23 protein-coding genes are annotated in these 25,470 nt (G+C 67.7%); 15 read left to right on the plus strand and 8 right to left on the minus strand.

Going from position 1 to position 25,470, the window contains the following annotated elements:
* Window positions 1–14: 14 nt before the first annotated feature.
* Window positions 15–1,742, minus strand: coding sequence for an MFS transporter (locus AC1DRO_RS01605; protein ID WP_476949558.1), 1,728 nt, complete (start codon window positions 1,740–1,742; stop codon window positions 15–17).
* 318 nt (window positions 1,743–2,060) lie between these two features.
* Between AC1DRO_RS01605 and AC1DRO_RS01610 the strand changes: the two genes are divergently transcribed.
* The 6 genes from AC1DRO_RS01610 (at window position 2,061) to AC1DRO_RS01635 (ending at window position 8,945) form a co-directional block, all read left to right on the plus strand.
* The gene (locus AC1DRO_RS01610) at window positions 2,061–3,071 is read left to right on the plus strand and encodes a phosphotriesterase family protein (RefSeq protein WP_476949559.1); all 1,011 of its coding nucleotides are present in this window, start codon (window positions 2,061–2,063) and stop codon (window positions 3,069–3,071) included.
* Window positions 3,072–3,121: 50 nt separating this feature from the next.
* Window positions 3,122–4,075 (plus strand): phosphotriesterase family protein, encoded by a 954-nt coding sequence (locus tag AC1DRO_RS01615; protein ID WP_476949560.1) that lies wholly within the window; start codon window positions 3,122–3,124, stop codon window positions 4,073–4,075.
* Between the two features lie 79 nt (window positions 4,076–4,154).
* A complete protein-coding gene (locus tag AC1DRO_RS01620) occupies window positions 4,155–5,297 on the plus strand; it encodes an FAD-dependent monooxygenase (protein ID WP_476945160.1) in 1,143 nt (380 codons plus the stop codon).
* A gap of 3 nt (window positions 5,298–5,300) precedes the next feature.
* Window positions 5,301–6,233, plus strand: coding sequence for an alpha/beta hydrolase (locus AC1DRO_RS01625; RefSeq protein ID WP_476949561.1), 933 nt, complete (start codon window positions 5,301–5,303; stop codon window positions 6,231–6,233).
* On the plus strand, window positions 6,230–7,198 hold the full coding sequence (locus AC1DRO_RS01630) for an MBL fold metallo-hydrolase (RefSeq protein WP_476949562.1): 969 nt from the start codon (window positions 6,230–6,232) through the stop codon (window positions 7,196–7,198). Before AC1DRO_RS01625 ends, AC1DRO_RS01630 begins: the two co-directional genes overlap by 4 nt.
* Window positions 7,191–8,945 (plus strand): CocE/NonD family hydrolase, encoded by a 1,755-nt coding sequence (locus AC1DRO_RS01635; RefSeq protein ID WP_028276327.1) that lies wholly within the window; start codon window positions 7,191–7,193, stop codon window positions 8,943–8,945. The genes AC1DRO_RS01630 and AC1DRO_RS01635 overlap by 8 nt, the downstream gene beginning before the upstream one ends.
* Before the next feature lie 62 nt (window positions 8,946–9,007).
* Here the strand turns inward: AC1DRO_RS01635 and AC1DRO_RS01640 are convergent, their stop codons facing one another.
* The 4 genes from AC1DRO_RS01640 to AC1DRO_RS01655 all read right to left on the minus strand — a co-directional run bounded on the left by AC1DRO_RS01640 (window position 9,008) and on the right by AC1DRO_RS01655 (window position 13,015).
* The gene (locus AC1DRO_RS01640; protein WP_028276328.1) at window positions 9,008–9,595 is read right to left on the minus strand and encodes a TetR/AcrR family transcriptional regulator; all 588 of its coding nucleotides are present in this window, start codon (window positions 9,593–9,595) and stop codon (window positions 9,008–9,010) included.
* A gap of 35 nt (window positions 9,596–9,630) precedes the next feature.
* Window positions 9,631–12,045, minus strand: a complete 2,415-nt coding sequence (locus AC1DRO_RS01645) for an ATP-binding cassette domain-containing protein (RefSeq protein ID WP_476949563.1) — start codon at window positions 12,043–12,045, stop codon at window positions 9,631–9,633.
* 104 nt (window positions 12,046–12,149) lie between these two features.
* Window positions 12,150–12,569 carry a VOC family protein gene (locus AC1DRO_RS01650; RefSeq protein ID WP_476949564.1) on the minus strand — a complete coding sequence of 140 codons (420 nt, stop codon included), beginning with the start codon at window positions 12,567–12,569 and terminating at the stop codon, window positions 12,150–12,152.
* Window positions 12,566–13,015, minus strand: coding sequence for a helix-turn-helix transcriptional regulator (locus tag AC1DRO_RS01655; protein WP_476949565.1), 450 nt, complete (start codon window positions 13,013–13,015; stop codon window positions 12,566–12,568). The genes AC1DRO_RS01650 and AC1DRO_RS01655 overlap by 4 nt, the downstream gene beginning before the upstream one ends.
* Window positions 13,016–13,119: 104 nt before the next feature.
* Between AC1DRO_RS01655 and AC1DRO_RS01660 the strand changes: the two genes are divergently transcribed.
* Genes AC1DRO_RS01660 through AC1DRO_RS01680 form a run of 5 tightly spaced genes read left to right on the plus strand, consistent with a single transcriptional unit; the run spans window position 13,120 to window position 18,000 of the window.
* Window positions 13,120–14,367, plus strand: a complete 1,248-nt coding sequence (locus tag AC1DRO_RS01660) for a type III polyketide synthase (protein WP_476949566.1) — start codon at window positions 13,120–13,122, stop codon at window positions 14,365–14,367.
* Window positions 14,368–14,405: 38 nt separating this feature from the next.
* Window positions 14,406–15,140, plus strand: coding sequence for a class I SAM-dependent methyltransferase (locus tag AC1DRO_RS01665; protein WP_476949567.1), 735 nt, complete (start codon window positions 14,406–14,408; stop codon window positions 15,138–15,140).
* Entirely contained in the window at window positions 15,133–16,326 is a 1,194-nt protein-coding gene (locus AC1DRO_RS01670; protein ID WP_476949568.1) for an FAD-dependent oxidoreductase, read from the plus strand. The genes AC1DRO_RS01665 and AC1DRO_RS01670 overlap by 8 nt, the downstream gene beginning before the upstream one ends.
* A gap of 42 nt (window positions 16,327–16,368) precedes the next feature.
* Complete coding sequence (locus AC1DRO_RS01675) at window positions 16,369–17,319, plus strand: hypothetical protein (protein ID WP_476949569.1); 951 nt, start codon at window positions 16,369–16,371, stop codon at window positions 17,317–17,319.
* A gap of 9 nt (window positions 17,320–17,328) precedes the next feature.
* The gene (locus tag AC1DRO_RS01680; protein WP_476949570.1) at window positions 17,329–18,000 is read left to right on the plus strand and encodes a peptide deformylase; all 672 of its coding nucleotides are present in this window, start codon (window positions 17,329–17,331) and stop codon (window positions 17,998–18,000) included.
* Between the two features lie 33 nt (window positions 18,001–18,033).
* On the opposite strand, the gene AC1DRO_RS01685 is transcribed toward AC1DRO_RS01680, so the two are convergent.
* Window positions 18,034–20,100, minus strand: a complete 2,067-nt coding sequence (locus AC1DRO_RS01685; protein ID WP_476949571.1) for a S9 family peptidase — start codon at window positions 20,098–20,100, stop codon at window positions 18,034–18,036.
* A 155-nt stretch (window positions 20,101–20,255) separates the two neighbouring features.
* Between AC1DRO_RS01685 and AC1DRO_RS01690 the strand changes: the two genes are divergently transcribed.
* The 4 genes from AC1DRO_RS01690 to AC1DRO_RS01705 all read left to right on the plus strand — a co-directional run bounded on the left by AC1DRO_RS01690 (window position 20,256) and on the right by AC1DRO_RS01705 (window position 23,602).
* Window positions 20,256–21,119 (plus strand): methyltransferase domain-containing protein, encoded by an 864-nt coding sequence (locus AC1DRO_RS01690; protein ID WP_476949572.1) that lies wholly within the window; start codon window positions 20,256–20,258, stop codon window positions 21,117–21,119.
* Between the two features lie 233 nt (window positions 21,120–21,352).
* Window positions 21,353–21,814, plus strand: a complete 462-nt coding sequence (locus tag AC1DRO_RS01695) for an NfeD family protein (protein ID WP_028276336.1) — start codon at window positions 21,353–21,355, stop codon at window positions 21,812–21,814.
* A gap of 87 nt (window positions 21,815–21,901) precedes the next feature.
* Window positions 21,902–22,858: an SPFH domain-containing protein gene (locus AC1DRO_RS01700; RefSeq protein WP_028276337.1), complete on the plus strand. Its 957-nt coding sequence runs from the start codon at window positions 21,902–21,904 to the stop codon at window positions 22,856–22,858.
* A 396-nt stretch (window positions 22,859–23,254) separates the two neighbouring features.
* The gene (locus AC1DRO_RS01705; protein WP_026266329.1) at window positions 23,255–23,602 is read left to right on the plus strand and encodes an RNA polymerase-binding protein RbpA; all 348 of its coding nucleotides are present in this window, start codon (window positions 23,255–23,257) and stop codon (window positions 23,600–23,602) included.
* A gap of 134 nt (window positions 23,603–23,736) precedes the next feature.
* On the opposite strand, the gene AC1DRO_RS01710 is transcribed toward AC1DRO_RS01705, so the two are convergent.
* A complete protein-coding gene (locus tag AC1DRO_RS01710) occupies window positions 23,737–24,474 on the minus strand; it encodes a VOC family protein (RefSeq protein WP_476949573.1) in 738 nt (245 codons plus the stop codon).
* Between the two features lie 47 nt (window positions 24,475–24,521).
* On the minus strand, window positions 24,522–25,268 hold the full coding sequence (locus AC1DRO_RS01715; RefSeq protein WP_476949574.1) for a polyprenol monophosphomannose synthase: 747 nt from the start codon (window positions 25,266–25,268) through the stop codon (window positions 24,522–24,524).
* Window positions 25,269–25,470 lie beyond the last annotated feature (202 nt).

Here is a 25,470-nt window from a genome sequence, read left to right on the forward strand (position 1 = left end):
GGGGCCGGAAGCCGTCAGGCTTGGACGATCGCTTCGGCGTTTGCTTCGATGGTCTCAGCGATGGCCTCGGGCGCCGGCGCCGAGGACCGGGCAGAGATGAAGAGGGTGAGAGTGGCGGAGAGGATCGCCGCGATGCCCGCGGTGAGGTATACAGCCTGGAACCCCTGGCCCAGTGAGGTCCCTGCCACGCCTTGGATGTGCGGCTGTGCGGCGTTGAGGGCCTGGACCATACCGTCGACCGCCGGGGTGGGCGCGCCGCCGGCCAGTGCCTGGCCGGAGAACTGGGCGATGACCCCGTCCCAGCCGGCGAGGAAGCCCAGCGGCGGCACGTTCGCCAGCCCGCTGACGGCCTCTGCGGGCAGCCCCGCCCCGCCGAGGATCCCGGCAAGGGGACCCGCGAAGGCCGTGGCTCCGATGCCGAAGGCGATGGCTGAGCCTACAACGGGGCCGAGGGCGAAGCCGAGGTCGCGCAGGAGGTTCGTTGTCGCCGAAGCCATGCCGATCTGCTGGGGCGGGACGGTGTTGATGGCAACAGCGGTGACGGAACCGACGGTGAGCGCGAATCCGATACCCAACAGCAGGAGCGGCGGAATGAAGGCCGTCCACGGGGTGCCGCCGAAGGCCTCCGGAGTGCCGAGGGCGAATGTCGAGAGCCAGAAACCGGAGACTGCCATGAGGACGAAGCCCGCGGTAAGCACCCAGCGCGGTGCTACGTGGTGGATGAGCCACCCCACCACCGGGATGAAGGCGAATGCCGGGCCCTGGATGAAGACGAACAGCACACCGACCTTCCAGGTTTCGGCCAGCGCGAGTCCACTGACGGCGACGCTGGTGCTGAAGCAGATCGCGAGGAAGGCGAACATGCCGGTGACCGCCACAATGCCGGTGATCGAGTAGGCGCTGTTCTTGAACAGCGACAGGTGAATCAGTGGCTGCGCGGTGCGTGATTCGATGACGATGAAGGAGACCAGGAGGATTCCGCCGGCGACGTAGCTCGCAATCACCTGGGCGCTGCCGAAGCCGGCATCAACCGCTGTCACCGTGGCGTAGAGGACGGCGATAAGTCCGAGCGCGAGCGTAATCTGGCCGGGGATGTCCAACTTGCGCCCCTCGGCTGCTGCGGAGTCCTTCGCCCGGAGCGCGACGAGGAGTACGAGCACGGCAATGGCGGCCGCAACCAGGTAGGCCGCCCGCCAGCCGCTGAACTCGTTCGGCGCACCCGGCGCAGCACCCGGCACTGTGAAGAATTGCGCGGTGAAGCCAGCGAGCACTGGGGAGATGACCGCGCCGAGGGACAGGAACCCGGCCCACGTGGCGATGACCTTCGCCCGTGCGCGGTGATCCGGCGTAATCGCGGCGATCATGGACAGCGAGATGGGGAACAGGATGCCCGCCCCGATGCCGCCGACGGCTTGGGCGGCGATCATCATCTCAGTTGTCGGTGCCAGCGCTGCCAGGACGGAGCCGACGATGCTGACCCCGGCTCCGATGTACAGAAGCTTCTTGCGTCCGAACAGGTCACCCAGGAGGCCCCAGCTGAGCTCGAACACGACAATACCCATCAAGAACATGCCCGCGATCCAGGTCAGGCCCGCGCCTGAAGTATGGAATTCCGCGGCGAACGTGCCGCTGAGGGCGCCCGGCAGCGCGTTCGTGATCTGGGCCAGTGTGACCGCGCTGTAGGCGGCCACGAACGTCGCTCGTACCGAGCCGCGGCTCGGTACCGAAATGGTCTGACTCATCGATGAAACTCCTTTGTTTCCGGTCGATTCTCCGGTGATGCGCCATGACTGGTGCCCTGCCGGAGCAAGAGCCGGCAGGCGGAGGGTGGATGTGGCTCTCACCACAGTCTGATGTCAATCTTTACAGGATGTCAAGAAAATGTACTCAACGTTTATTTCATGAATGTACCGGCATCCAAGGGACTTGTACGGTGCGTCTGTTTTCTTGACACGATGTAAAGAAAGGTGTGATGCTGGCTACACCGCAACGGGGCTACGGCACGGTCAGGCACCGCGGCGCCCCTGTATTCAGCACCCGATCTTCAAGGGAGAAGCCAAGTGAGTCACACCACACCCGTCGATAGCGGGGACGCGTTCCACGCCCCCACCGGGCAAACCGTCAATACCGTATTGGGCCCCGTCCCTGCCGCGGAGCTGGGCGTTGTCGCGCTCCATGAGGCCTTGTTGTCAGTGGTCCCGGGCGCCCAGTACGCCCCTGAGATCTCCATGGACCGGGCGGAGATCTTCGAGGCCCTGGCGGCCAAGCTCGCGGACTTCCGCGAGCACGGCGGGCAGACGATCGTCGACAGCACGGGCATGTTCCACGGCCGCGACCTCAAGCTCTACGAGGCGTTGTCCCGCACCACCGGCGTCCACATCGTCGCCTCCACGGGCCTGGGCCCGGAGGAAGAACTCGGCGGATACTTCCTGACGCCGCAGACCAACCCGCCCACCCCGTGGCCGGCCGACAAGTTCGCCGATCTCTTCGGCAAGGAGGTCACTGAGGGGATGGTGGTTCCCCGGGTGGAGCGCCGCGCCGCCGCCGGCATCGTCGCGACCATTGCCGACCGCGCCGGCATGACCCCGACCGAGGAAAGCCTGTTCCGCGGCTCCGCCCGCGCCGCCAGGAACACCGGCGTCCCGGTCTCCATCCGTTTCGGCGACGATGTCCTGCACGATCTGGACATCGTCCTGGACGAGCAGCTCCGAGCCGACCGGGTGCTCGTCGGCGACCTGGACCGCAAGGACGCTGCCGGCTCCGCCATCGAGGTGGCCGGCCGGGGCGCCTTCGTCGGCATTGACCACGTGGGCCTGAACGACCACGCGGACTACCTCACCGACCATGACCGCGCCGAACTGGTGCTCGGGCTCGTCAAGGCAGGCCATGCCGACAGGATCATCCTCTCCGGCAACTCGATCGGCGTTGCCAAAGGTCTGCCGGAGTACAACCTGCCCTACAGCCACGTCCTGACGACGTTCGTGCCGTTCCTCAAGGCCCACGGACTGAGCGACGAAGACGCCCGGCGCATCCTCGTGGATAACCCGCGCAACCTGCTGACCGTGCACTAAGCACGCCCCGGCCCACCCACAACAAGCTTTCGAAACCATGAGGTGAACGAATGACCAAGGTCAACACCGTGCTGGGAACCATCCCGGCCGAAGAACTGGAAATCGTGGCGGTCCACGAACACATCGGCTACGGCATGCCCGGGTCCGAACTGGACACCAAATGGTGGAAGTCGCCGGAGCAGGCTTACGAGGAAACCGTGCCGAAGCTGCGGAAGTTCCGCGAATACGGCGGCGGCACCTTCGTGGACGCCACGGGCATCTGCAACGGTCGCGACGTCGACTACTACAAGTCCCTGTCCCGGAAGACGGGCGTGCACATCGTTGCCTGCACCGGCTTCGTCGGCGGCGACACCGCCCTGCCGCACTTCTCCCGCGCGAGCGTGGACTACCTCACGGAGGTCTTCATCCACGAGATCACCGTCGGCATCGGCAACACGGGCGCCAAGGCCGGCGTCATCAAGGTCGGCGTCAGCCGCGGCGGACGCATGACGGACTTGGACAAGCGCATTTACCGGGCCGCGGCCCGCGCCGCCGTCGTCACCGGCGCTCCGGTCCTGACTCATCTGGCCATCGACCCGGAACCGGCAGTGAACATCTTCAACGAAGAGGGCCTCCCGCTGGACCGCGTGCTCTTCGGCCACGCCGACGACGGCCTGAACGCTCCGGTCACCCCGCACGATTGGATCTACGAGCAGGGCGGCCGCATCGGCTTCGACACGTTCGGCTACGACCTCGAGCTGCCGGATCCGCCGTTTTGGGGCCGCAAACGTGCCGAACGCATGGAGCACTTCGTCAACCTGGTGAACAAGGGCTATGCGGACAAGCTCCTCGTCTCGGCGGACGCAAACTGCAGTCCGCTGGGCTGGCCGGGCGTGAAGGGCCACACCATCAACTACATCTTCGAGGACATGATCCCCGACATGCGCGCGGCCGGCATCGACGACGCCACGGTCAAACTCCTGCTTGAGGACAACCCGGCCGAGTTCCTGTCCCTTCACGCCTGATCCCGGACAGGCCAGCACAACTTGCCCGTTCCGCCACACATGGCCCGGGTCCAGAAAGAGTCAAGAAAGAGATGAAACCATGAAGGCTGAAGACATCAAGAACCTCAAGATCGCCATCGTCGGCGCAGGGTACGGCGGCGCAGCGGCGGCCAAGGCCCTGAGCCTGCTCGGTGCCGACGTCAGCGTGTACGAACAGGCATCCCAGATGCGGGAGGTCGGCGCCGGCATCGGGCTGCGTCCTGCCACCATGCACCGGTTCAGCCAGTGGGGCATCTTCGACACGATCGCGAACGTAAGCTCCCCGAGCGACTACTTCGAAATCCTCACCGCCACGGGTGAGCCGATCATGAAGGACACCTGGCCTGAGTTCGGCGAGCAGAGCCAGACCCACCTCATCCACCGCGGCGACTTCATCGATGCCCTCCTGAGCGTGCTGCCGCAGGGCATGGTGCACCTTGGCCACAAGCTGGAGACCATCGAGGACAAGGGCAGCCGCTCCGTCCTGACCTTCACCAACGGCAAGACGGTCGAGGCGGACCTGGTGGTCGGCGCCGACGGCATCAAGTCAGTCGTGCGCGAGCAGCTCTTCAGCGGCAAGGGCCCGGTGTTCTCCGGCGAACACGCCTACCGCGCTGTGATCTCCGCCGACGACGCCCACGGCATGGTGGTGGACGACAACCTGCGGATGTACATGGGCAGGGGCACGAAGGTCTACCTGCTGCCGCTGCGCCACCGCAACCAGATGTCCTTCGATATCACCGCACTGTGCCCGGACAGCACCTGGGCCCCCACCATCACGAAGGATGACCTCGTGGCGACGGTGGAGGGCTTCGACGAGCGGATCGTCAATATCGCCCGCGGCCTCGACATGGACACCGTCAACATCCGCGCCGTCTACGACATCGACCCGGTCGACACATGGCACACGGACTCCGTCGTGCTCATGGGCGATGCGGCCCACTCGATGCTGCACCACCAGGGCCAGGGCGCCAACTCGGCCATCGAGGATGCCGGCGCGCTCGCCGATGCCTTGGCGGAGGCCGGCACGGTCAAGGATGCACTGGCCCTGTTCCAGGCAACCCGCAAGCCGGTAACGGACGAGCTGCAGCGCATCTCGCGTCAAGGGTGGACCGAGGACGAGGTCAATGACGTCTTCCCGGGGCAAAAGCCCACGTCCCAGAAGCCCGCCGCCGTCAACGCACCAGCAGAGTCGAAGGCCTGACCCATGACCATCCATCCCGAAATTGCCAAGATCCTCAGCACCCTGCCGGCGCCCGACGGGTCGCCGCTGAACCCCGGGGCCATGCGCGCCGGCGAGGCCGCGCAAATTCCCGCCTTGGCGGACCGTCTGCCGCTGCACTCCGTCGAGGACGCCACCGCAGTGACGCCACCGGGCGAGGTGCCCGTGCGGATCTACACGCCGGCCGGGGCCGACGCTCATGGGCTTCTGGTGTACCTCCACGGCGGGGCGTTCTTCCTCGGCAGCCTGGACACGCACGACCACGTTGCCCGGGCCCTGGCCAAGGAGACCGGTCATAAGGTCATCTCTGTCGGCTACCGCCTGGCGCCTGAGGCCGCTTTCCCTGCCGGCCTCGACGACTGCTACGGGGTGGTCCGTTGGGCCGCCGAGCAGGGTACGAGCCTGGGCTGGGACGGGAAGAACCTCGCCATCGCCGGCGACAGTTCGGGCGGCAACCTCGTCGCCGCCGTCGCCGCGAGAGCCCACGACGACGGGTTTGACCGGATCACGCATCAGGTCCTCTTCTACCCGTCCCTGGACCTGGACTTCGACGTCGACCGCTACGCCTCGCTGCGGGAGAACGCCGAAGGATTCGGACTGGAGACGGCGGGCCTCAAGCCTTTCAACTCCTTTTACCTTGAGAACGGGGCGGACCCGGCGGACCCGCTCGTCTCCCCCATCAAGCGCGATGACCTCGCAGGCCTGCCGGCTGCGCTCATCATCACCGCCGAGCACGACCCCCTGCGCGATGAGGGCGAACTTTACGGCCAGCGGCTGGCGGAGGCCGGCGTCGTGGCGACCGTCAGCCGCTACGCGGGGGCCAACCACGGCTTCGTCCAGAACTTTTCCTGGATCCCGGAGTTCTACCGTGCCTTCGAAGAGGCAGGCGACTTCCTGAACGCGGGGGCCGGGCAATGACGGGGCCAGTCGCTGTTCATCCCCTGGTCTCGCCGTGGGGCCGGTTCGGACTCTACAGCTTCTTCATCGACGCTCCCGAGCCCGCCATTGTCGACACCGGGATCGCGTCTTCGCCTGCCGAAGGCATGGTCCCGGCACTGGAGGCGATCGGCCGCCGGATCGAGGATGTGCGCTGGATCCTGCTGACCCACGGCCACATCGACCATCTCGGCGGTGCGCACGCCCTATGGGAACTCACCGGACGGCGCGCAAAGGTCGTGATCCACGAGGCCGACGCGCCTCTGCTGCGCTCCCGGCGCGCGCACGTCGACCAGTACGTGGACGTGCGCCAGCAGTACATCGACAATCCGAATGCCGTCGAGGAGCAGACGAAAGCCGCGAACGACGTCATCTCCGGCGAGATGGAGCCGACCATGCTGGTTAAGGGCGGCGAGACCCTCGCCCTGGGCGGGGACGTCACCGTCTCGGTCCACCACATCCCCGGCCACACGGCCGGGTCCGTCGCCTACGTCGTGGACGGGCAGCAGTCGGTCTTCGTCGGCGACGCCGTGCAGATCCACGGAGCGGCCAACGGCTTCCCCGGCTACGAGGATCCGGCCGCCTACCGCTCAAGCCTGCAGTACCTGCGCGACGTCGTCCGCCCGCAACACCTGTACCTGGGCCACCCGTACCGGGGCGCTGACGGCGTGCCGTACGGCGTTGAACTGGACCGTGAGGCGGCCCGGAACGCCCTGCAGGAAAGCCTGGACCTCGAGGCCCGAATCGACGACGCCGCCCGCCGGTACCTTCGCGACGGCCTCCAGGAGACGTACTCGCCATACTCGCCCTTCGCCCGCGTCGCCGCGGAACTCGGCTACGCGGGCGACCCCAGCCTCGAGCCGTCCCCGTTCTTCACGACGCTCCACGGCTACCGCACGGCCTTTGACCGCCTGACCAAAGATGAGGAGCTTCGCACCCATGGATGACCTGAAGATGTTGGATGCCGGCGGAGAGAAAATCGCCGTCCGCAAGGACCTCCGGGTCCCGATGCGGGACGGCGTCGAGCTCGCCGCGGACGCCTATCACGGTACCGGGGACAAACCGCGCCCCGCCCTCGTGGCCCTGAGCCCCTACGGCAAAGAATTGCAGGCGCTGGCCCTCACAACCCCGCCACAGCGGCGCCCCAGCCCGATGTGGGACGGCTGCATCGAGGCCGGCGACATCGCCCGCATCGTCAAAGAGGACTACGTCCACGTCATCGGCGACCTGCGCGGCTCGGGCCACTCCGGCGGCGAACATATCGGCAACTACAACGCCGGTGGCGTGTCGCTTGGCCAGGACGCCTACGACTTCATCGAGTGGGTCGCCGGGCAGCCGTGGTGCGACGGCAACGTCGGGATGGTCGGCATCTCCTATTTCGGCTCCATGCAGGTGCTGGCAGCGGCCGAGCGGCCGCCGCACCTGAAGGCGATCTTTGTCTCCGGCGGCCACTACGACTTCTACGAGACCACCTACCACGGCGGCATCATGTGGTTCATGCCGCGTGCCGCACGCGAGGGCCGCGGCGGCGACTCCGGCTGGGCGTTCACCGACAACGTCAAGTCCCGCATGATCGAGAAGTACTCCCCCGCGGAATTGAAGAAGCTCGTCGCCGCGCGCCTCGAGGATCCCGACGTGGCCGCCTGGCCGAACCTGGTCCATGTCCTGAACTACCCGAAGAACCACGAGGCCTGGTTCGACATTGTGATGAACGAGCTCGACGGGGACTGGTACGAGGAGCGCAACCCCATCACGCTGGCCCCGAACATCGACATCCCGGTCTACCTGCAGATCGACCAGGGCCGCGGCTGGACGATGGACGGCACGATTGAGCTGTTCAACGAGCTGAAGGGCCCCAAGAAGCTGGACATCGGCCCGTACCCGCCTATGCAGTCGCGTCCCTTCATCGAAGAACACGACAAGATGTTCCGGTGGTACGACTACTGGATCAAGGGCATCGACAACGGCGTCATGGACGAGCCGGCCGTGAGCGTCTTCGTGGAGGGCTCGCGTGAGCTGGTGACTGCGGAGGCGTGGCCGCCGAAGGACGTCGAGTACAGGTCCCTCTATCTGCGCCCGCGGCACAAACTGTCGACCGAGCCCGAGCTGATGGGCGCGGAGTACGCCGCCCCGGACGGCTTCTACCAGGCGCCGCTGACAGTGACCGACAAGGTGGAGATCATCAGCTGGTCCACCCCTGCCTTCGAGGAGGACACGGAGATGATCGGCACCGGTGCCGCGCACATCTTCGCCGAAATCGACCAGCCGGACACCAACTTCATCCTCCGCCTGTGGGACTACGCGCCCACCGGCGCGCGCCAGCTGATCACCAGCGGATACCTGAAGGCCTCGCACCGCGAACTTGACGACCGCAGCACCGAGGGCAACCCGCACCACCCGCACACCCGCACTGTGCCGGTGGAGCCGGGGACGATCGAGGAGTACGTCCTGCGCCTCTATCCGTTCGCGAACACCTTCAAGCCGGGCCACAAGCTCACCGCAGAGCTCTCCAACGGGGAGCCGCTGGCCGACGAGCACAACGCGCTGCTGCCGCCGGACGCCTTCCACCTGCCGGTGGGCCGGCCCGTCACCCACAAGATCTACCGCGACGCCGCCCACCAGTCCAGGCTGGTCCTGCCGTTCACCTCCCGCCAGCCGGCGGATGGCCAGACGGCGGACGTCCAGGCGCACTGATGCCGTGCGGCAGCTGACAACGCCGGGGCGCAGCCAACAGGCTGCGCCCCGGCGTTGCCGGCTCACTCAGCCAGCAGGAAGCACCAGTTCTCGACCATCAGATCCAGTGAAGTATCGCGGTCCACGGTCCAGCCGAGCCGCATCCAGCGCCGGGAAAAGAACTCCAGTTCGCCGAAGGCCAGCGCGCACCGGACCCGGCGGCTGGCCGGGTCAAAACGCCCGGCGCTGTCGAGGCCCGCCTGCATGTCATCGATCGCCGTGTCGAACCACTGGTCCAAAGCCGCCTGGATGTCCGGCTCGCTGGCCGCGGCCTGGTGAGCCGCCACCACATAGGGGCGGATGTCGGCCCACTGGTCAAATTTCCGGGCCAGCCAGACCCTTATCAGCTCACGGTCCCCGGACTCCACCACCGAATGCAGCGGCGGGACATCGGCCTCCGTCAGCATCTCGTTGGACCGCTCGACGAGCGAGCGCATGAGCTGGGCTTTGGACGGAAAATGCGAATAGAAGGTTGCCCTGGTGGTGCCCACGGCAGCGGAAATGTCATCCACCGTGGTGGCGGCGAACCCTTTCTCCTCGAAAAGCTCCAGCCCCTTGTCGAGGAAAAGCCGGCGGGTCATCTGCTTTTGAGCGTCTCGAATGCTTGCCACGCCCCCAGATTAGTCCCCCGATTCACCGCATTCGTTCACTTGATGCCGTTTTCAGCCACTGAACCGACGTAGGCCGCCAGGTGCTCGCCGGTGAGGGTGGAGCGGGCGGCCACAAGGCTGCCGGGCGTGCCCTCGAAAACGATCCGGCCGCCGTCGTGCCCGGCGCCGGGACCAAGGTCGATGATCCAGTCGGCGTGCGCCATGACCGCCTGGTGGTGCTCGATGACGATGACCGATTTGCCGGAGTCGACGAGCCGGTCCAGGAGTCCCAACAGGTTCTGGACGTCGGCGAGATGCAGGCCGGTGGTGGGCTCGTCGAGGACGTAGACGTCACCCTTCTCCGCCATCTGGGTGGCGAGCTTGACGCGCTGCCGCTCGCCACCGGACAGCGTGGTGAGCGGCTGGCCCAGGGTGAGGTAGCCGAGCCCGACGTCGACGAGCCGGTCGAGGATCTTGTGGGCCGCCGGGGTGCGGGCCTCCCCTTCGCTGAAGAACACCGCGGCTTCGGTCATCGACATGGCCAGCACCTCGGCAATATTCCGGCCACCCAGCGTGTACTCCAGAACTGCTGCCTGGAACCGCCGGCCCTCGCAGTCCTCGCACGTGGATTCGACCGTGGCCATGACACCGAGCTCGGTGAAGATGACACCCGCGCCGTTGCAGGTGGGGCAGGCACCCTCCGAATTGGAGCTGAACAGCGCCGGCTTCACGCCGCTGGCCTTCGCGAACGCCTTGCGGATCGGCTCGAGGAGGCCCGTGTACGTCGCAGGGTTGCTGCGCCGCGAACCCTTGATGGCGCCCTGGTCGATCACCACCACACCGTCCCGGCCGTCCACCGAACCGTGGATCAGCGAGCTCTTGCCCGAACCTGCAACACCCGTGACGACGCAGAGCACGCCGAGCGGGACGTCGACGTCCACATCCTTGAGGTTGTGCGTCGAGGCGCCCCGCACCTCGAGCGTGCCGGACGGCGTGCGCACGGAGTCCTTCAACCTGGCCCGGTCGTCGAGGTGCCGCCCGGTGATGGTGTCGCTCGCCCGCAGGCCTCCCACGGTTCCCTCGAAGCACACGCTGCCGCCCGCGGTACCCGCGCCGGGGCCAAGGTCAATGACGTGGTCGGCGATGGCGATGGTCTCCGGCTTGTGCTCGACGACGAGCACGGTGTTGCCCTTGTCCCGCAGCTGCAGCAGCAGCTGGTTCATCCGTTCGATGTCATGCGGGTGCAGGCCGATCGTCGGCTCGTCAAAGACGTAGGTGATGTCTGTGAGGGACGAGCCCAGGTGCCGGATCATTTTGGTGCGCTGGGCCTCGCCGCCGGACAGGGTGCCCGCCGGCCGGTCCAGCGAGAGGTAACCCAGCCCGATTTCGGCGAACGAGTCGAGCAGGTGCTGCAGGCCTTTCAGCAGGGGTGCGACGGAAGGAGCGTCAAGCCCGCGGATCCATGCGGCGAGGTCGCTGATCTGCATCTCGCAGAGGTCCGCGATGTTCTTGCCCTGGATCTTCGCGGACCTGGCCTCCGGGCTCAGCCGGGTGCCGTCGCACTCGGGGCAGGTCTGGAACGTGATGGCGCGTTCCACGAAGGCCCGGATGTGCGGCTGCATGGCGTCGACGTCCTTGGAGAGCATCGACTTCTGGATCTTCGGGATCACGCCCTCGTAGGTCAGATTGATGCCCTCGACCTTAATCTTGGTGGGCTCCTTGTAGAGGAGGTCGTGCATTTCCTTCTTGGTGAACTTCGCGATCGGCTTGTCCATGTCGAAGCCGGCGCCGCTGAAGATCCGGCCGTACCAGCCGTCCATGCTGTAGCCGGGGATCGTCAGGGCACCCTCGCTGAGCGACTTGCTGTCGTCGTACAACGCGGTGAGGTCGAAGTCCGAAACCGCGCCCATCCCCTCGCAGCGTGCGCACATGCCGCCCAGGTAGACCACATCGCGCACCACGCTCCGCTCGACCCGGCCGCCGGCTTTCTCGGTACTCATCACCCCGCTCGCCTTGCGCGTCGGGACGTTGAAGGAAAAGGCAGTCGGTGGCCCGATGCGGGGCATGCCCAGGCGGCTGAAGAGGATCCGGAGCATGGCGTTCGCGTCGGTGGCGGTGCCGACGGTGGATCGGGGGTTGGCGCCCATCCGCTCCTGGTCAACGATGATCGCCGTCGTCAGGCCCTCGAGGTGGTCCACCTCGGGCCGCGCCAGGTTGGGCATGAAGCCCTGCACAAACGCACTGTAGGTCTCGTTGATCATCCGCTGCGACTCGGCGGCGATGGTGGCGAACACCAGCGAGCTCTTGCCCGAGCCGGACACGCCGGTGAACACCGTCAAGCGGCGCTTCGGGATCTCGACGCTGATGTCCTTGAGGTTGTTCTCCCGTGCGCCCTGCACGCGGATCAGGTCGTGGCTGTCCGCTTCATGCAGCGCGGGCGGCTGCGTGTCCGTGCTCGTGGCAATGCTCATCGTGTCTCCATCTGTTGGGCGGGGCAGCCCCACGCGTCCCCGTCGTCGTCGACTGGCTCTATCTAACCAGCTGGCGGCTGGTCCGGCGCTGGCCGGCGGCCACCTTAGAGCGGCTGCTGGATGCGGATCAGGTTGCCCGCGGGATCGCGGAAGGCGCAGTCGCGCACCCCGTAGGCTTGCTCTGTCGGTTCCTGGACCACCTCGGCGCCGCTGGCCTGCAGCCGCTCGAAGGTGGCGTCGACGTCCTTGGTGGCCAGGAGGATGCGCGCGTAGGTGCCCTTGGCCATCATCTCGTCGATGGTGCCGCGCTCTTCGTCGGTGACGCCGGGATCGGCGGCCGGCGGTTCCAGCACGATTGATGTGTCCGGCTGGCCGGCCGGGCCGACCGTGATCCAGCGCATCCCGCCGTAGCCGACGTCGTTGCGGACCTCGAAGCCGAGGGTGTCCCGGTAGAAGGCCAGGGCGGCGTCGGGATCGTTGTGTGGGAGGAAACTCGCGTGAATGTTGATGTCCATGGACTTCATGCTAGTTGCGGTTCGGGGGCCGGGACTTCTCGATTCCTGACCGGTCTGGTGACCTGTTTCGCGACGCAGGAGGGCATCCCCGCGGTTGCCCTCGCAGCCTCGCGCCGGTAGACGCTGGGCGGCACGCCAACCAGTTCGGTGAAGCGGGTGCTGAAGGTGCCCAGCGACGAGCAGCCGACCGTAAAGCAGGCCTCGGTGACGCTCAGGTCGCCGCGGCGCAGCAGGGCCATCGCGCGTTCAATGCGCCGTGTCATGAGATAGCTGTACGGCGACTCGCCGTACGCCAGGCGGAACTCGCGGCTGAGGTGCCCGGCGGACATGTGGGCGCCGCGGGCGAGGGCCTCGACATCCAGCGGCTGTGCGTATTCCCGGTCCATTCGGTCGCGGACGCGGCGTAACAGCGCGAGGTCGCGCAAGCGCTGCGCCCGGTCGGGTTTGCTGGTCACAAGTGCGATCGTGCTACGTCGTGCCGGAGTTGTCCAGCCCGGAGGTGTTCCTGAATCTCCGGCCGTTCCATTGTCTTTGGCGGCAGGCTCGCTGAGAATGAACCATGACGGTCTACCTGAGGTCTCTGGAAACTGCAGTCCCGCCAACCATCCTGGTCCAGCCCGAGGCCAGGGCCGTGTTCGCCGCCCAGCCGGGCCTCACCCGGCTCGGATCCCGGCTCGTCAACACGTGCTTTGACTCCGCAGCCATCGACACCAGGCACACGGCGGTGGAGGAACTCACCGCGGACAGCCAGGCGGAAAACCCCCAGTTCTTCGACCCCGCCACCGGCTTGGTGCTCAGCCCCAGCACCAAAACCCGGAACGGCATCTTCGCCACGGAGGCGACCAAGCTTTTCATTGAAGCAGCCCAAAAAGCCCTCGATGCCTGCCCGGGCGTCGAGGCGCGGGACATCACCCACCTGATCACGGTTTCCTGCACCGGATTCTTCAATCCCGGCCCGGACTACAAGATTGTCCGGGCCCTCGGCCTGAATCCGGCTGTCCAGCGGTACCACCTCGGCTTTATGGGCTGCTATGCAGCCTTCCCGGCGCTGCGGGCGGCGAAGTCCTTTTGCGAGGCGGATCCGGAGGCAACGGTGCTGGTGGTCTGCGCCGAACTCTGTTCCCTTCACGTCCGGACCTCCAATGATCCGGACACCATCATGGGGTCGGCCTTGTTCGCCGACGGCGCTGCCGCGGCCATCATCACAGCGCGGGACATCCCCGGGGAAGCGCCCCTGCTGCGGCTGGACCACTTCGAAACCGTCCTGACGCCCGTCGGGGAGGACTCGATGGCCTGGAACATCGGCGACGAGGGCTTCGAGATGGTGCTGGGCAACTATGTCCCGCACATCATCGACGACCACATCATTGGCGCGCTGGAACCGCTGCTGTCCCGCGACGGCTCGCTGCAGGGGCTCCCCTACCGGGAGATCGAGCACTGGGGCATCCACCCGGGCGGCCGGAGCATTCTGGACAAGGTCCAGTCCCGGCTGGAGCTCAGCGACGAGCAGCTGGTCCCGGCCCGCGAAACCCTCCGGAACTTCGGCAACATGAGCAGCGCCACCGTCCTGTTCGTCCTCAAGCACATCCTCGAACTGCCGGCAGCAGACGCCGCCGCGGACGACGGCTGGGCCGGCCCGGGCGCGGAACGGATCTGCTCCATGGCCTTCGGCCCGGGCCTGACGGTCGAGACGGCGCTCTTCACCCGGGTGGCTGCCCCGCGGGCCGCCGCGGCTCCGCGGCAGGAGCCGGCGGCGGAACCAGCGGAATCAGCTGAACCGGCGCAGTCCGTAGCGGTACGGGTCTGAAAGCGGCCACGCTGAAACCGTTCAGCGCGAAGCGGGGCATGGAACACCTTCGGGCGGCCCTCCTGCGGGACCGCGCATCCGACGCCGTCGAGGAAATGGACCTGCCGGGCTGCGACCCCGGCCGCCTGGAGCGCACGTATGCCCAGTTTGCGCTCGTCAACCGTGCCGTCGCCGGCTGGCGCGGCATCTACCGGTCCCGGATCAGGCCCCGGCTGTCCGCTGCTTCCGCCACGTCCCTGCTGGATATCGGGTGCGGCGGGGGCGACGTTTCCGTGCTGTTGGCCCGGTGGGCGGCCCGGGACGGACTGCGTCTCGAGGTCACCGCTATTGACCCGGATCCGCGGGCGATCCTGTTCGCCCGCGCCCGCCACGCGACGGCGGACGTGACGTTCCGCCAGGCGGCCAGCGCGGAGCTGCTCGAAGAGGGCAACCGGTACGACCTCGTGGTGTCCAACCATGTCCTGCACCACCTTGACGGGCTGGAAGAGTTTCTCGCCGAGTCGGCCCGGTTGTCCCGCGGCACGGTGGTCCACAACGACATCCGCCGCAGCCCCGCCGCCTACGCGCTGTTCTCTGCCGGCTCCTGGGTGCTCACCGGCTCCTACATCCGGCGGGACGGGCTGACCTCCATCCGCCGAAGCTACACCGCCGCGGAGCTGGCCGCCGCCGCTCCCCCGGGCTGGACCGTCGCCCGCCACGCCCCCTTCCGGAACCTGCTGCTGCACGGCACTCCCGGCGGCGTCTACCAGTCAGGGCCCGGCGCCAGTGGCTGAGGTGCTGATCATCGGTGCCGGTCCGGTGGGGCTGTTCATGGCCGCGCTGCTGCTGCAGGACGGCGTGGATGTTCAGGTCCTGGAACAGCGGGGCGCACCGGAGCCGCAGTCGCGCGCCATCGGCATCCATCCGCCGGCGCTGGCCGCGCTCGCGGGAACCGGAGTTGCCGAGGCCATGATTGCCGAGGGGGTCCAGATCCGCCGAGGTATGGCAATGGCCGGCGGAAAATGCCTCGCCCGGATGTCTTTTGCCGGCGTCTCGGACCGCTTTCCGTTCGTCCTGTCCCTGCCCCAGGCCCGTACTGAGGCGCACCTGGAGCGGCGGGTCAACGAGCTCGGCGACGGCGCCCTGCACCGCGGCGTCCGCCTCACCGGACTGTCCGACGACCGCGGCCGGGTCAGCGTGGAAGCCGACTCCAGGAGTGGCACCCTGCGCTATTCGGCGCCGCTGGTCATTGCCGCCGACGGCGTGCGTTCCACGGTGCGGGCGCTGCAGGGCGCCGACGTGCGCGTGAAAGAGTACCCGGACAGTTACCTGATGGGTGACTTCGCGGACGGCACCGGGTTCGGTCCGGACGCGGCACTGTTCCTCTCCGGCGCCGGCATCGTGGAGTCGTTCCCCTTGCCCGGCCAGCTCCGCCGCTGGGTGGTCCGGCTGGGTACCGGCGACTCCGCGGCCGGCGGACGAGCAGCCGACGGACCCGCAGCCGGCGGACCAGCAGCCGGCGCTCCCGGCGTCGACGCCCGGTGGCTCATGGGCTGCGTGCGCGAACGGACGGGGCTCGCCATCGACGCCGGGACCAACAGCATGCTCAGCCGCTTCGGCGTCCGCACGCGCCTGGCCCCCCGGATGGTGGCCGGCCGGGTGGTGATGATCGGGGATGCGGCCCACGAGGTGAGCCCCATCGGCGGGCAGGGCATGAACCTCGGCTGGCTGGATGCGGCGGCGTTGGCACCGATCGTCTCGGCGGCCGTGCGCGGCCAGGATGTCGCGGATCGCCTCCGGACCTTTGAGCGGACCCGGTTGCGGGCGGCGGCGAGGGCCGCACGCCAGGCGGAAATAAACATGGCCCTGGGCCGGCCCCTCACGGACCGTCTCCTGGCGCTGCGGAACCGTGGCATCGCAGGCGTCGCCGCGGTTCCGCCGGTGAATTCCCTGATCGCCCGCCGTTTCACGATGCATTAGGCAGCGCATTGGTACGGGTTTGCCCCGGAATAGACTGTGCGCATGGACGGACTTCCCGTGATGCGCGGCGCCGCATCGTATTGGGTGTTGCGGGCAGCGGCCGCCTTGGTGCTGCTCGGCGCGGCGGCGTCATGCAGCTCCGGAACCGCCGGCGGCACCGCCTCCCCGGCAAGCGCGACGGCGTCGGCTACCCCGATCCCCACAGGCCCCGTGACCGCGGAAATCAGCCAGTTCCGCGACAACTACAGCAAGCAGATCATCGAAATCCAGCTCACGAACACCACCGGCCATGCCCTGACGGTCCTCGGCGCGGAACTGACCAGCCCTCTCTTCGCGGCCCCGATCATCTGGTCCGCCCGCACCGGCGGGATCGAGCTTCCGCCCGGACAGCCCAAGAGCCTGCCGGCACCGTTGCCCGCCCCGGATTGCGGCAGCCCGGCCGGACCGGGAGCCACCTCCGGGGCTGCGGGCGACGCCCACGTATCCCTGCGGCTGGCCACGCCGGAAGGTGCCGTGCCGGTCCCGGCCATGGCTCCGGCAACAGACCCGTTCGGCGTCCTGGCGCGGAACAATTCGGAGCTGTGCCTGGCCCGGGAAGCCTCGGCTGTCGCCACGATCGCGCTGGATCCCGGGCTCGAGGTCGCCGCGGACGGTCAGACCGCCGTCGTGCGTCTGCTGCTGCAACCGCGCGCCGCCGGCGCCGGTGAACTGGTGATTGACCGGATCGAGGAAACCACGCTGCTGGCGGAGGGCTCACAAGCCCCGTGGCCCCGGTCGGTGACGGTCCGCGCCGGCGGTGCCCCGGCCCAAGTGCGCCTCGGCATCAGGCCCTCCCGCTGCGATCCCCATGCAGTGGCCGAAGACAAGGTGGGCACACTCCTGCCGCTGCAGGTCAGGGTGGCGGGCCGCGAGGGAATTGTGAAGGTCGACGCCGGCAGCCAACTTCGCGCCCGCATCTACGACTTTGTTACAAAGGCGTGCGGGCGCCAGTAGTCTGAGGGCATGCCCTTTGACGCCAGGCCCTCCGACTACAGCGCCGCCCGGATAAGCGAGACCGTCCAGGAGATCCTGAGCGCCGGCATCCTCCCGCCAATTGTCCAGGCCGGACACCCGGTGCTCCGGCACGTGGCGGCGCCGTACGATGGCCAGTTGGCTGATGCCGACCTCGGCCACCTCATCGACCTCATGCGCAGCGTGATGCACAAGGCCCCAGGCGTGGGCCTGGCGGCCCCGCAGCTGGGGATTCCACTGCAGATCGCTGTCCTGGAGGACCAGTTCGACGTCGATCCCGACGTCGCTGCCGTCCGCGGGCGGGAGGCGCTGCCGTTCTTTGCCATGCTGAACCCGAGCTATCGTCCCCTGGGCGCGAAGTCCGCGGCGTTCTACGAAGGCTGCCTCTCCATTGGCGGCCTGCAGGCGGCGGTCGTGCGGCCGGAATCAGTCCAGCTCGATTTCACGGCGCCGGACGGCACGAAACTCCAGCAGACTTTCTCCGGCTGGCAGGCCCGGATTGTCCAGCATGAAACCGACCACCTCCAAGGGATCCTCTTCCTGGACCGGGCCGAGCTGCGCTCCATCAGCAACAATGCCGAATACTCCGCCCGTTGGGCCCAGCCGGACATCAGCCGCGCCCGGCAGGAACTCGGGTTCCTGCCGGACCCGGCCGCGGACTAAGCCTGCGGGCCAGGGCCAGGGCCAGGGCCAGGGCTAGGGCTGCGGCGCCGGATTCGATGCGGACGGCAGGTAGCGGGCCCACCACTTCAGGATTTCATCGAACCGCTGCTTCCGGTGGTGCGGGGTGCCGGAGCGGGACAGCTCATGGTTCTCGCCGGGGAAGACCAGGAATCCGGTCTCGACCCCCTGTTGCTTGAGGGCGGTGAAGTACCGCTGGCCCTGCTCCACGGGACACCGGAGGTCCTCCTCGCTGTGGATCACCAGCGACGGCGTCCGTACGTGCTGCACGCGCGCCATGGGACTCTGGGCCGCCATTTGCTCCGCCGCCGGGCCGGTGTATTCGCCACCGAAGAACCAGCCGATGTCGGAAGAACCGGTGAAGCTCACGGGGTCCAGGAAACCACGCTCGACTATGGCGGCCCGGAAACGGTGGTCGTGGCTGATGGTCCACGCCGTCAGGTAGCCGCCGTAGGATCCGCCCATGATGCCGACATTGGCGGCGTCCAGATCCTCGAATTTCCCCACGGCCCCGTCCAGGAACGCCAGGACGTCCTGCATGTCCACGGTTCCCATCCGCTCCTTGATGGACCGGCCATGTGCCTGGCCGTAACCGGCCGAACCCCGCGGATTACACATCAGCACGGCGTAACCGGCCCCGGCATAGACCTGCGCTTCGTCGAACAACGCCACCCCGAACTGGGCAAACGGGCCGCCATGGATGTTCAGCAGCACCGGGTGCGGTCCCGGGCCCGCCGGCTTCACGAGCCAGCCATGGACCGGGTACCCGTCGGCCGAGGCCAATGTCAGTTCCTGCGGCTCGCTGATCCCCGCCACGCTCCGCAGCTGGGCGGAGAAGTCCGTCAGGCGGCGCACCTGCCCGGGCTCGAGGACGGCAACATCACCGGCCGTCGTCGAATCGCTGAAACTCACCACGAGCGTTCCGCCACCCTCCGCGGCGCCGGTCACCACCCGGTTGCCTTCCAGGAGGACGGTGTGGCCGCCCGTCGCAACGAATTCGTGCAGCTCCACGGTTCCCCGCGCATTGTTCAGCACCAGGGCGCCCGCGCCGCCGCGCAGCTCCAGCCGGCTGCCGCCGGACAGGTCCAGCGCCTCGGCATCGCTGAGCGCCGTGGCGTGTCCGCCGGCGGCAGGCATCGCATAGAGGACGGTGTTCCTGGCCACGAAGTCCAGCCCGGATGCGCCCAGGTCCTGGGCCAGGAAGAAGAGCCACTGCCCATCGGCGGATTGACGCACGGCGCTGATGCTCTGCCGTCCGGCGTTGGCCGGCACCACAGCCTGCGGCTGCCCTCCGGTAACAGGCAGCGCGTAGATTCCACTGACGAGGTCAGTATCCCGCCCATCGTGCAGGGCGGCGGTGAAGTAGATGGTGCCGTCGGCGCTGAAGCCGGCGCCGTTGTGGTCCGCTGGTGCGGTGGTGAGTTGTTTGGCGGCCGGCAGCAGCCCGGCAGCATTCTCCGCGGGATCGGCCGCGGTGCCGCGGGCCTTCAGGGCGCGTCCGGCCGGCGCCACCTTCGGTTCGGCGTCAAGCTGCGGCACCTCGAGGATGAACAGCTGAAGCGGCTTGTCGGCGGTGTAGCCAACACCGTTCATCCGGTACTGGAAATCCGTGATCAGCCGGGCGTCCTCGCTGCCCCCGCTCACGCCGTCGACGCTGCCATACCTGCCCTCGTCAGGCGTCCTGGCGCTGAAGAGAATGCTGCGGGAATCAGGCGACCACGTGAAGGAGCTGACCCCCAGTGGGGCCGCCGTCAACAGCTGGGGTTCGCCGCCGGCGGCTTCCACCACGAACAGCTGCGGCTTTCCGTCCGCTGCCGCACGCAGGAACCCAAGGGCACGGCCGTCAGGTGAAAAGTCCGGTGCCGTGTCGCGGAAGCCCCGGGTCAGCCGGCGTGGCCTCTGGTCCGGGTCGTTGAAGTCCGGGTGGGCCAGGTCCTGACCCAGGGGCACGGTCCACAGCTGGCCCACGTAGGCATCGGCATCGAAGTCCGGGCGGAGCACGGAGACCACGGCGCGGGAACCGTCGGGGTGCACGGCAGGGGCGGACACGGAATTGAGCAGCGGAAGATGTTCAGATTTCACGATTGCGAGCCTAGCCCGTGGCGCGCCCGCTGTGAAACACCTCACGTTGCGCCGGTGCGGCGGGGCGCGCCGCGGTGTGCCCGGTGCCACGGCGCCCCTGTTGCCAGTGCCCCGGCCGCGCGGCGGGCCGGGGATCCGCGCATAGGATGAAAGCTATGCCCGCCGCCGATCTCCCCCTCCTGTGCCCGGTGTGCCGCCAGGGCCTCCGCTTCACTGGCGGCGCCCGCACCCTGGTGTGCGGAGCCGGTCACAGCTTTGACGCGGCCAGGCAGGGCTACTTCAACTTCCTGGTCGGCAAGGGGACGGTTTTTGAAGCCGACAGCGCAGACATGGTGGCGGCCCGCTTCGAGTTCCTCTCCGCGGGGCATTACCAGCCGCTGGCCGATGCGGTGGCCGGGCTCGCCACACCGGCGCTCCGGGAAGCCCCCGCCGGCCGGCCCCTCGTGCTCGACGCCGGGACGGGCACCGGCCACTACCTCAGGGCCGTGCTGGACCGGGCCGCGGTCAGCGGTCCTGCCGCGGCCATCGGCCTGGACATTTCCAAGTTCGCCCTGCGCCGCGCAGCCAGGCTGAACCCCGAGGCTTTGAACGTCGTCTGGGACGTCTGGCAGCCGTTGCCGGTCGCGGAGAACGCCGTCGACGTCGTCACCGTGGTCTTTGCGCCGCGCAACGCGCCCGAGTTCGCCCGGGTTCTCCGCCCCGGCGGCCGCCTGGTCGTGGTCACACCGCGGCCCGGTCACCTGGCGGAGGTTGCCGGGCCGGCCGGGATGCTGGGGATCGAGCCGGCCAAGGACGAGCGGCTCGCCGCGTCCCTGGGGCAGCACTTCGCGCCCGTCGCAGCATCTGGTCTGGACCTGGCATTGACCCTTGGCCCGCGCGACGTCGCCAACCTGGCCTACATGGGACCGGCCGGCCACCACCTGGACCGCGCCGCACTGGCAGCCCTCGAGGCCGCGCTTCCGGAGCGGACCTCTGTCTCGGCCCGCTTCCGGATCAGCGTCTTTCAACCCATCCGCTGACCATTCCCGCTCCCGCCGGTTCGCGGCTGCCGTCCGGCATGCCCCGAAAACCACCCCCGGGAGGGGAACCGGGGCGGAAGGCCAGGCCGGGGAATCGACCCGCGAAATAACGACTTGGCCACTTTGGCCATCAATTCCCTACCGCCGGTCCCAGCTATTGCTGTTCCGCTTAGGATGGAATCACAGTTACTGGGGACCTGTGCCTGCAGCTCCCGGAACTCAAGGGGGAACTGATGTCTGAATGGCTGATCGAGAATTGGTGGGCGTTGTGGCTCACGCTCTTTCTCCTGTTTGCCGTGGTCGAGATGATCACACTCGACCTGTTCTTCATCATGCTCGGCGGCGGCGCCCTCGCCGGGCTGGTGGCGGACTTCGCCGGCGCCGATCCGTGGCTGCAGATTATCGCCTTCTGCGTGGTGTCCCTGCTCATGATCGGCTTCGTCCGGCCGGTGGCCCTCAAGCATCTCCACCGGGGACCGGCGGATCAGCGCACCAATATTGAACGCCTCATCGGCGAATCCGCCGTCGTCATGGAGGCTGTGAGCGAAAACGGCGGGCTCGTCAAGATTGGCGGGGACGTCTGGAGTGCGCGGTCCGAATCGGGAGTGCTGGCGCCCGGACAGCAGGCTGTGGTCAGTGCCATCGAAGGGGCCACCGCGATCGTGGCCCCGCAACCGGAATCCGCCGTCCAATAAGGGGCGCTGTCCGGCGGGCACTGTTGTCCGCCGGTGCGGCGCTGCCGGCGCGAGACTAAGACAAAACAACTGGGGAATAGGTGATGTATGAATATCGCAGTCGCAATTGTGCTGCTGGTACTAATTGTGTTTGTAATTATTGTGCTGGTCCGGTCGGTCCGGATCATTCCACAGGCCCGTGCCGGCGTCGTTGAACGGCTGGGTAAATACCAACGCACCCTGAATCCCGGACTTACCCTGCTGATCCCGTTTGTGGACCGCTTGCTGCCATTGCTCGACCTGCGGGAGCAGGTGGTGTCCTTCCCGCCGCAGCCGGTCATCACCGAGGACAACCTGGTGGTCTCGATCGACACCGTGGTCTATTTCCAGGTCACGGACGCCCGGGCCGCCACCTACGAGATCGCCAACTACATCCAGGCAGTGGAACAGCTGACCACCACCACCCTGCGCAACGTGGTTGGCGGCCTCAACCTGGAGGAAGCGCTGACCTCGCGCGACCAGATCAACGGCCAGCTCCGCGGCGTCCTGGACGAGGCGACCGGTCGCTGGGGCATCCGGGTCTCCCGGGTCGAGCTCAAGGCGATCGATCCGCCCCACTCGATCCAGGACTCGATGGAAAAGCAGATGCGGGCCGAACGTGACCGCCGCGCCGCCATCCTGACGGCCGAGGGCACCAAGCAGTCCGCGATCCTCACCGCCGAAGGCCAGCGCCAGTCCTCCATCCTGAAGGCCGAAGGCGACGCGAAGGCGGCCATCCTGCGGGCCGACGGCGAGGCCCAGGCCATCCAGAAGGTCTTCGACGCGATCCACAAGGGCAACCCGGACCAGAAACTGCTGGCTTACCAGTACCTCCAGACCCTCCCGAAGATTGCCGAGGGATCCTCAAACAAGCTGTGGATCATTCCCAGCGAGGTTGGCGAGGCGCTCAAAGGGATCGGCAGCGTACTGGGTGCAGGCGCGGTGCAGGAGCAGACGGCCTCAACGCCGGACGTGGCACCGTACTCACCGCCCGCCGCAGCCGACGGCCAAGGGAACCGGCCCTGAGCCTGCTCCCGCCCTGGATCGGTCGGATCGGATAGCTCCGTCCTGGCCCCCGCGGACCGGCCATTTCGGCCGGCGGCGGGGGCCAGCCGGCTTAAGGCCGGCCCGGTCGGGTACAGGATACGCAGTTCACGCCACGGGGCTACTCGCTTTACCGCGCCCGCACCACTCCCGTATACTTGAATATTTGTCCGGTCAGTTCAGCCGTCCGGAACAAAAACGCTCCGCACAGCGTTGATTCCAATGACGTTCCAAAGAGTTTTGTCCACTGGTAACTGTCATCTGGCCGGGCCACACCGGGCCAGTTACGGTACAGCGCGGTGCAACCAGAAGTCCGGCGCCTGACGGTCCCCGGACAACGCAGGGCTTGACCCTGCGAACCGAATAGAGGGAGAAAAGATGAGCGATCGCAGCCTGCGGGGTATGCGCCTTGGCGCACAGAGCATGGAGACCGAATCCGGCGTCGAACCGGCTCCGCGCCAGCGGGTTGAATACCGTTGCGAGGATGGCGAGCAGGTGTTCGTGACATTCTCCTCGGAAGCCGAAATCCCCCCGGTCTGGGTTTCGAAGACGGGCAAGGAGGCGTTGCTTGTGGATGGCGAACGCCCCGTCAACAGCAACGAGAAGGCAGTGCGCACGCACTGGGACATGCTGCTGGAGCGCCGCTCGCTTCCCGAACTTGAGCAGATCCTCGAAGATCGCCTCACCATCCTGCGCGAACGCCGCGGCGAACGCCGCTCGGCCTAGTCCCCAGCGCACCGGCTACGGCAAGGGCCGGGCCCGCATCATTCGATGCGGGCCCGGCCCTTTTCCTGTTCCTCCATGCTCTGCGCCTCCTGCGGCTGCATCGCCTGGACGCGCACAGGAGCCGGGATACTGCGTCAGCCGGGGGTGAGGACGCAGAACTCGTTGCCCTCCGAGTCGGCGAGGCAGACCCAGGGCACATCGCCTTGGCCGACGTCGGCGTCAGTGGCGCCCAGAGTCCGCAGCCGGGCCACCTCCGCCGCCTGATCATCACCCGGGTACGGCATCAGGTCGAGATGGACACGGCCCCACACGGCAGGCACGCCGGGCGTACGAAGGAACTCAAGGTACGGCCCGACACCCTTGGCCGAACGCAGCCTCGCGTGATCGTCGTCCACCTCGTGCAGGGTCCAGTCCGTCGCCCCGGCCCAGAACCCGGCCATGGCCCGTGGGTCTGCACAGCTGACCACCACCGCGGCGATCGGCCCGGTGTCCTGGTAGATCGGGCGGGGCTCCAGCACGCGGAACAGGTTGCCCTCCGGGTCGGCCAGAACCGTCCACGGCTCAGCACCCTGGCCGACGTCGGCGGGCGTCGCGCCGAGCCCCAAGAGATGCGCCACCAGCTCCGCCTGGTGGGCCGCAGAGGTGGTGGCGAGATCGAGGCGCGCCCGGTACCCCACCGTCTCGGGGTCCGGGACGGTGACGACATCGACGCAGACGGCGGCGGGGTCCGGCCAGACGAAACCCAGGGGTTCAACATTGGTCACACCGGGTCCCTCGCTGGACACACCCCAGCCGAGTGCCTCCGCCCAAAACCGGCCGAGCGTTGAGTCATCCCGAGCCTTGAAATTCACCTGAACAAGTCGCAGCGCCATACCGCCCGACCCTATACCCCGGTGATGCCCGGACCGGGAGACACGCCTTAGGCGTCCTGCCTGCTGTCCTGCTTGCCCCGGAGCTTGTTCCAGCGGGCCGTGAGTCCCCATTTGGTGACGTTGATCATGGCTTCGACGACGATGTTGCTGCTCATCTTCGAAGCGCCGAGCTCGCGCTCCACGAAGGTAATGGGCCGTTCCACGATGGTCAGGCCGAGCTTGGCCACGCGCCAGGCAAGATCCACCTGGAAGCCATAGCCTACCGAGTCGACCGCATCCAGGTTCAGCTTCTCCAGCGTGGTCCGCCGGAAGGCGCGGAAGCCGCCGGTGACGTCCTTGATCCTTACTCCGAGCATGATCCGCGCGTACGTGCTGCCGACGCGGCTGATGGCCTGGCGGTAGAGCGGCCAGTTGACCACACGGCCGCCGGGAACCCAGCGGGAGCCCATGGCGAGGTCCGCGCCCTGCTCCACGGCCTCGATCAGCTGCGGCAGCTGCTCGGGCTGGTGCGAGCCGTCAGCGTCCATCTCCACGAGGATGTCGTAGCCGGCGTCCAGGCCCCACTTGAAGCCCGCGATGTACGCCGCTCCCAGGCCGGCCTTTCCGGCGCGGTGCAGGACGTGGACCTGTCCGTCTTCTGCGGCCATGCGGTCCGCCAGCTGCCCCGTGCCGTCAGGGCTGTTGTCGTCGACAACCAGCACGTCGGAGGCGGGCACGGCTGTGCGCAGGCGACCGAGGGTCTTGGGCAACGATTCCAGCTCGTTATAGGTCGGGATGATGGTGAGGACACGCACAGCGAGGCCTTTCCTTGAAGGGAGCGGTCGGTGCGCCGAAAGTCAATGGTTCCGGATATTCAGGCGCAACTTCCCATTATAGGGAGTTGCGCGCCCGTGGGGCGCCCGCGAGGCGGCCGTACGGCCGCCCGGGCAGGTCCACCCGCTTCGGGCCAGTACCGGCAGGCCACGAATTGCGGCGCCGGAACCGTTTTCTGCTGCG

Source organism: Arthrobacter sp. P4_F11 (genome assembly GCF_056401395.1).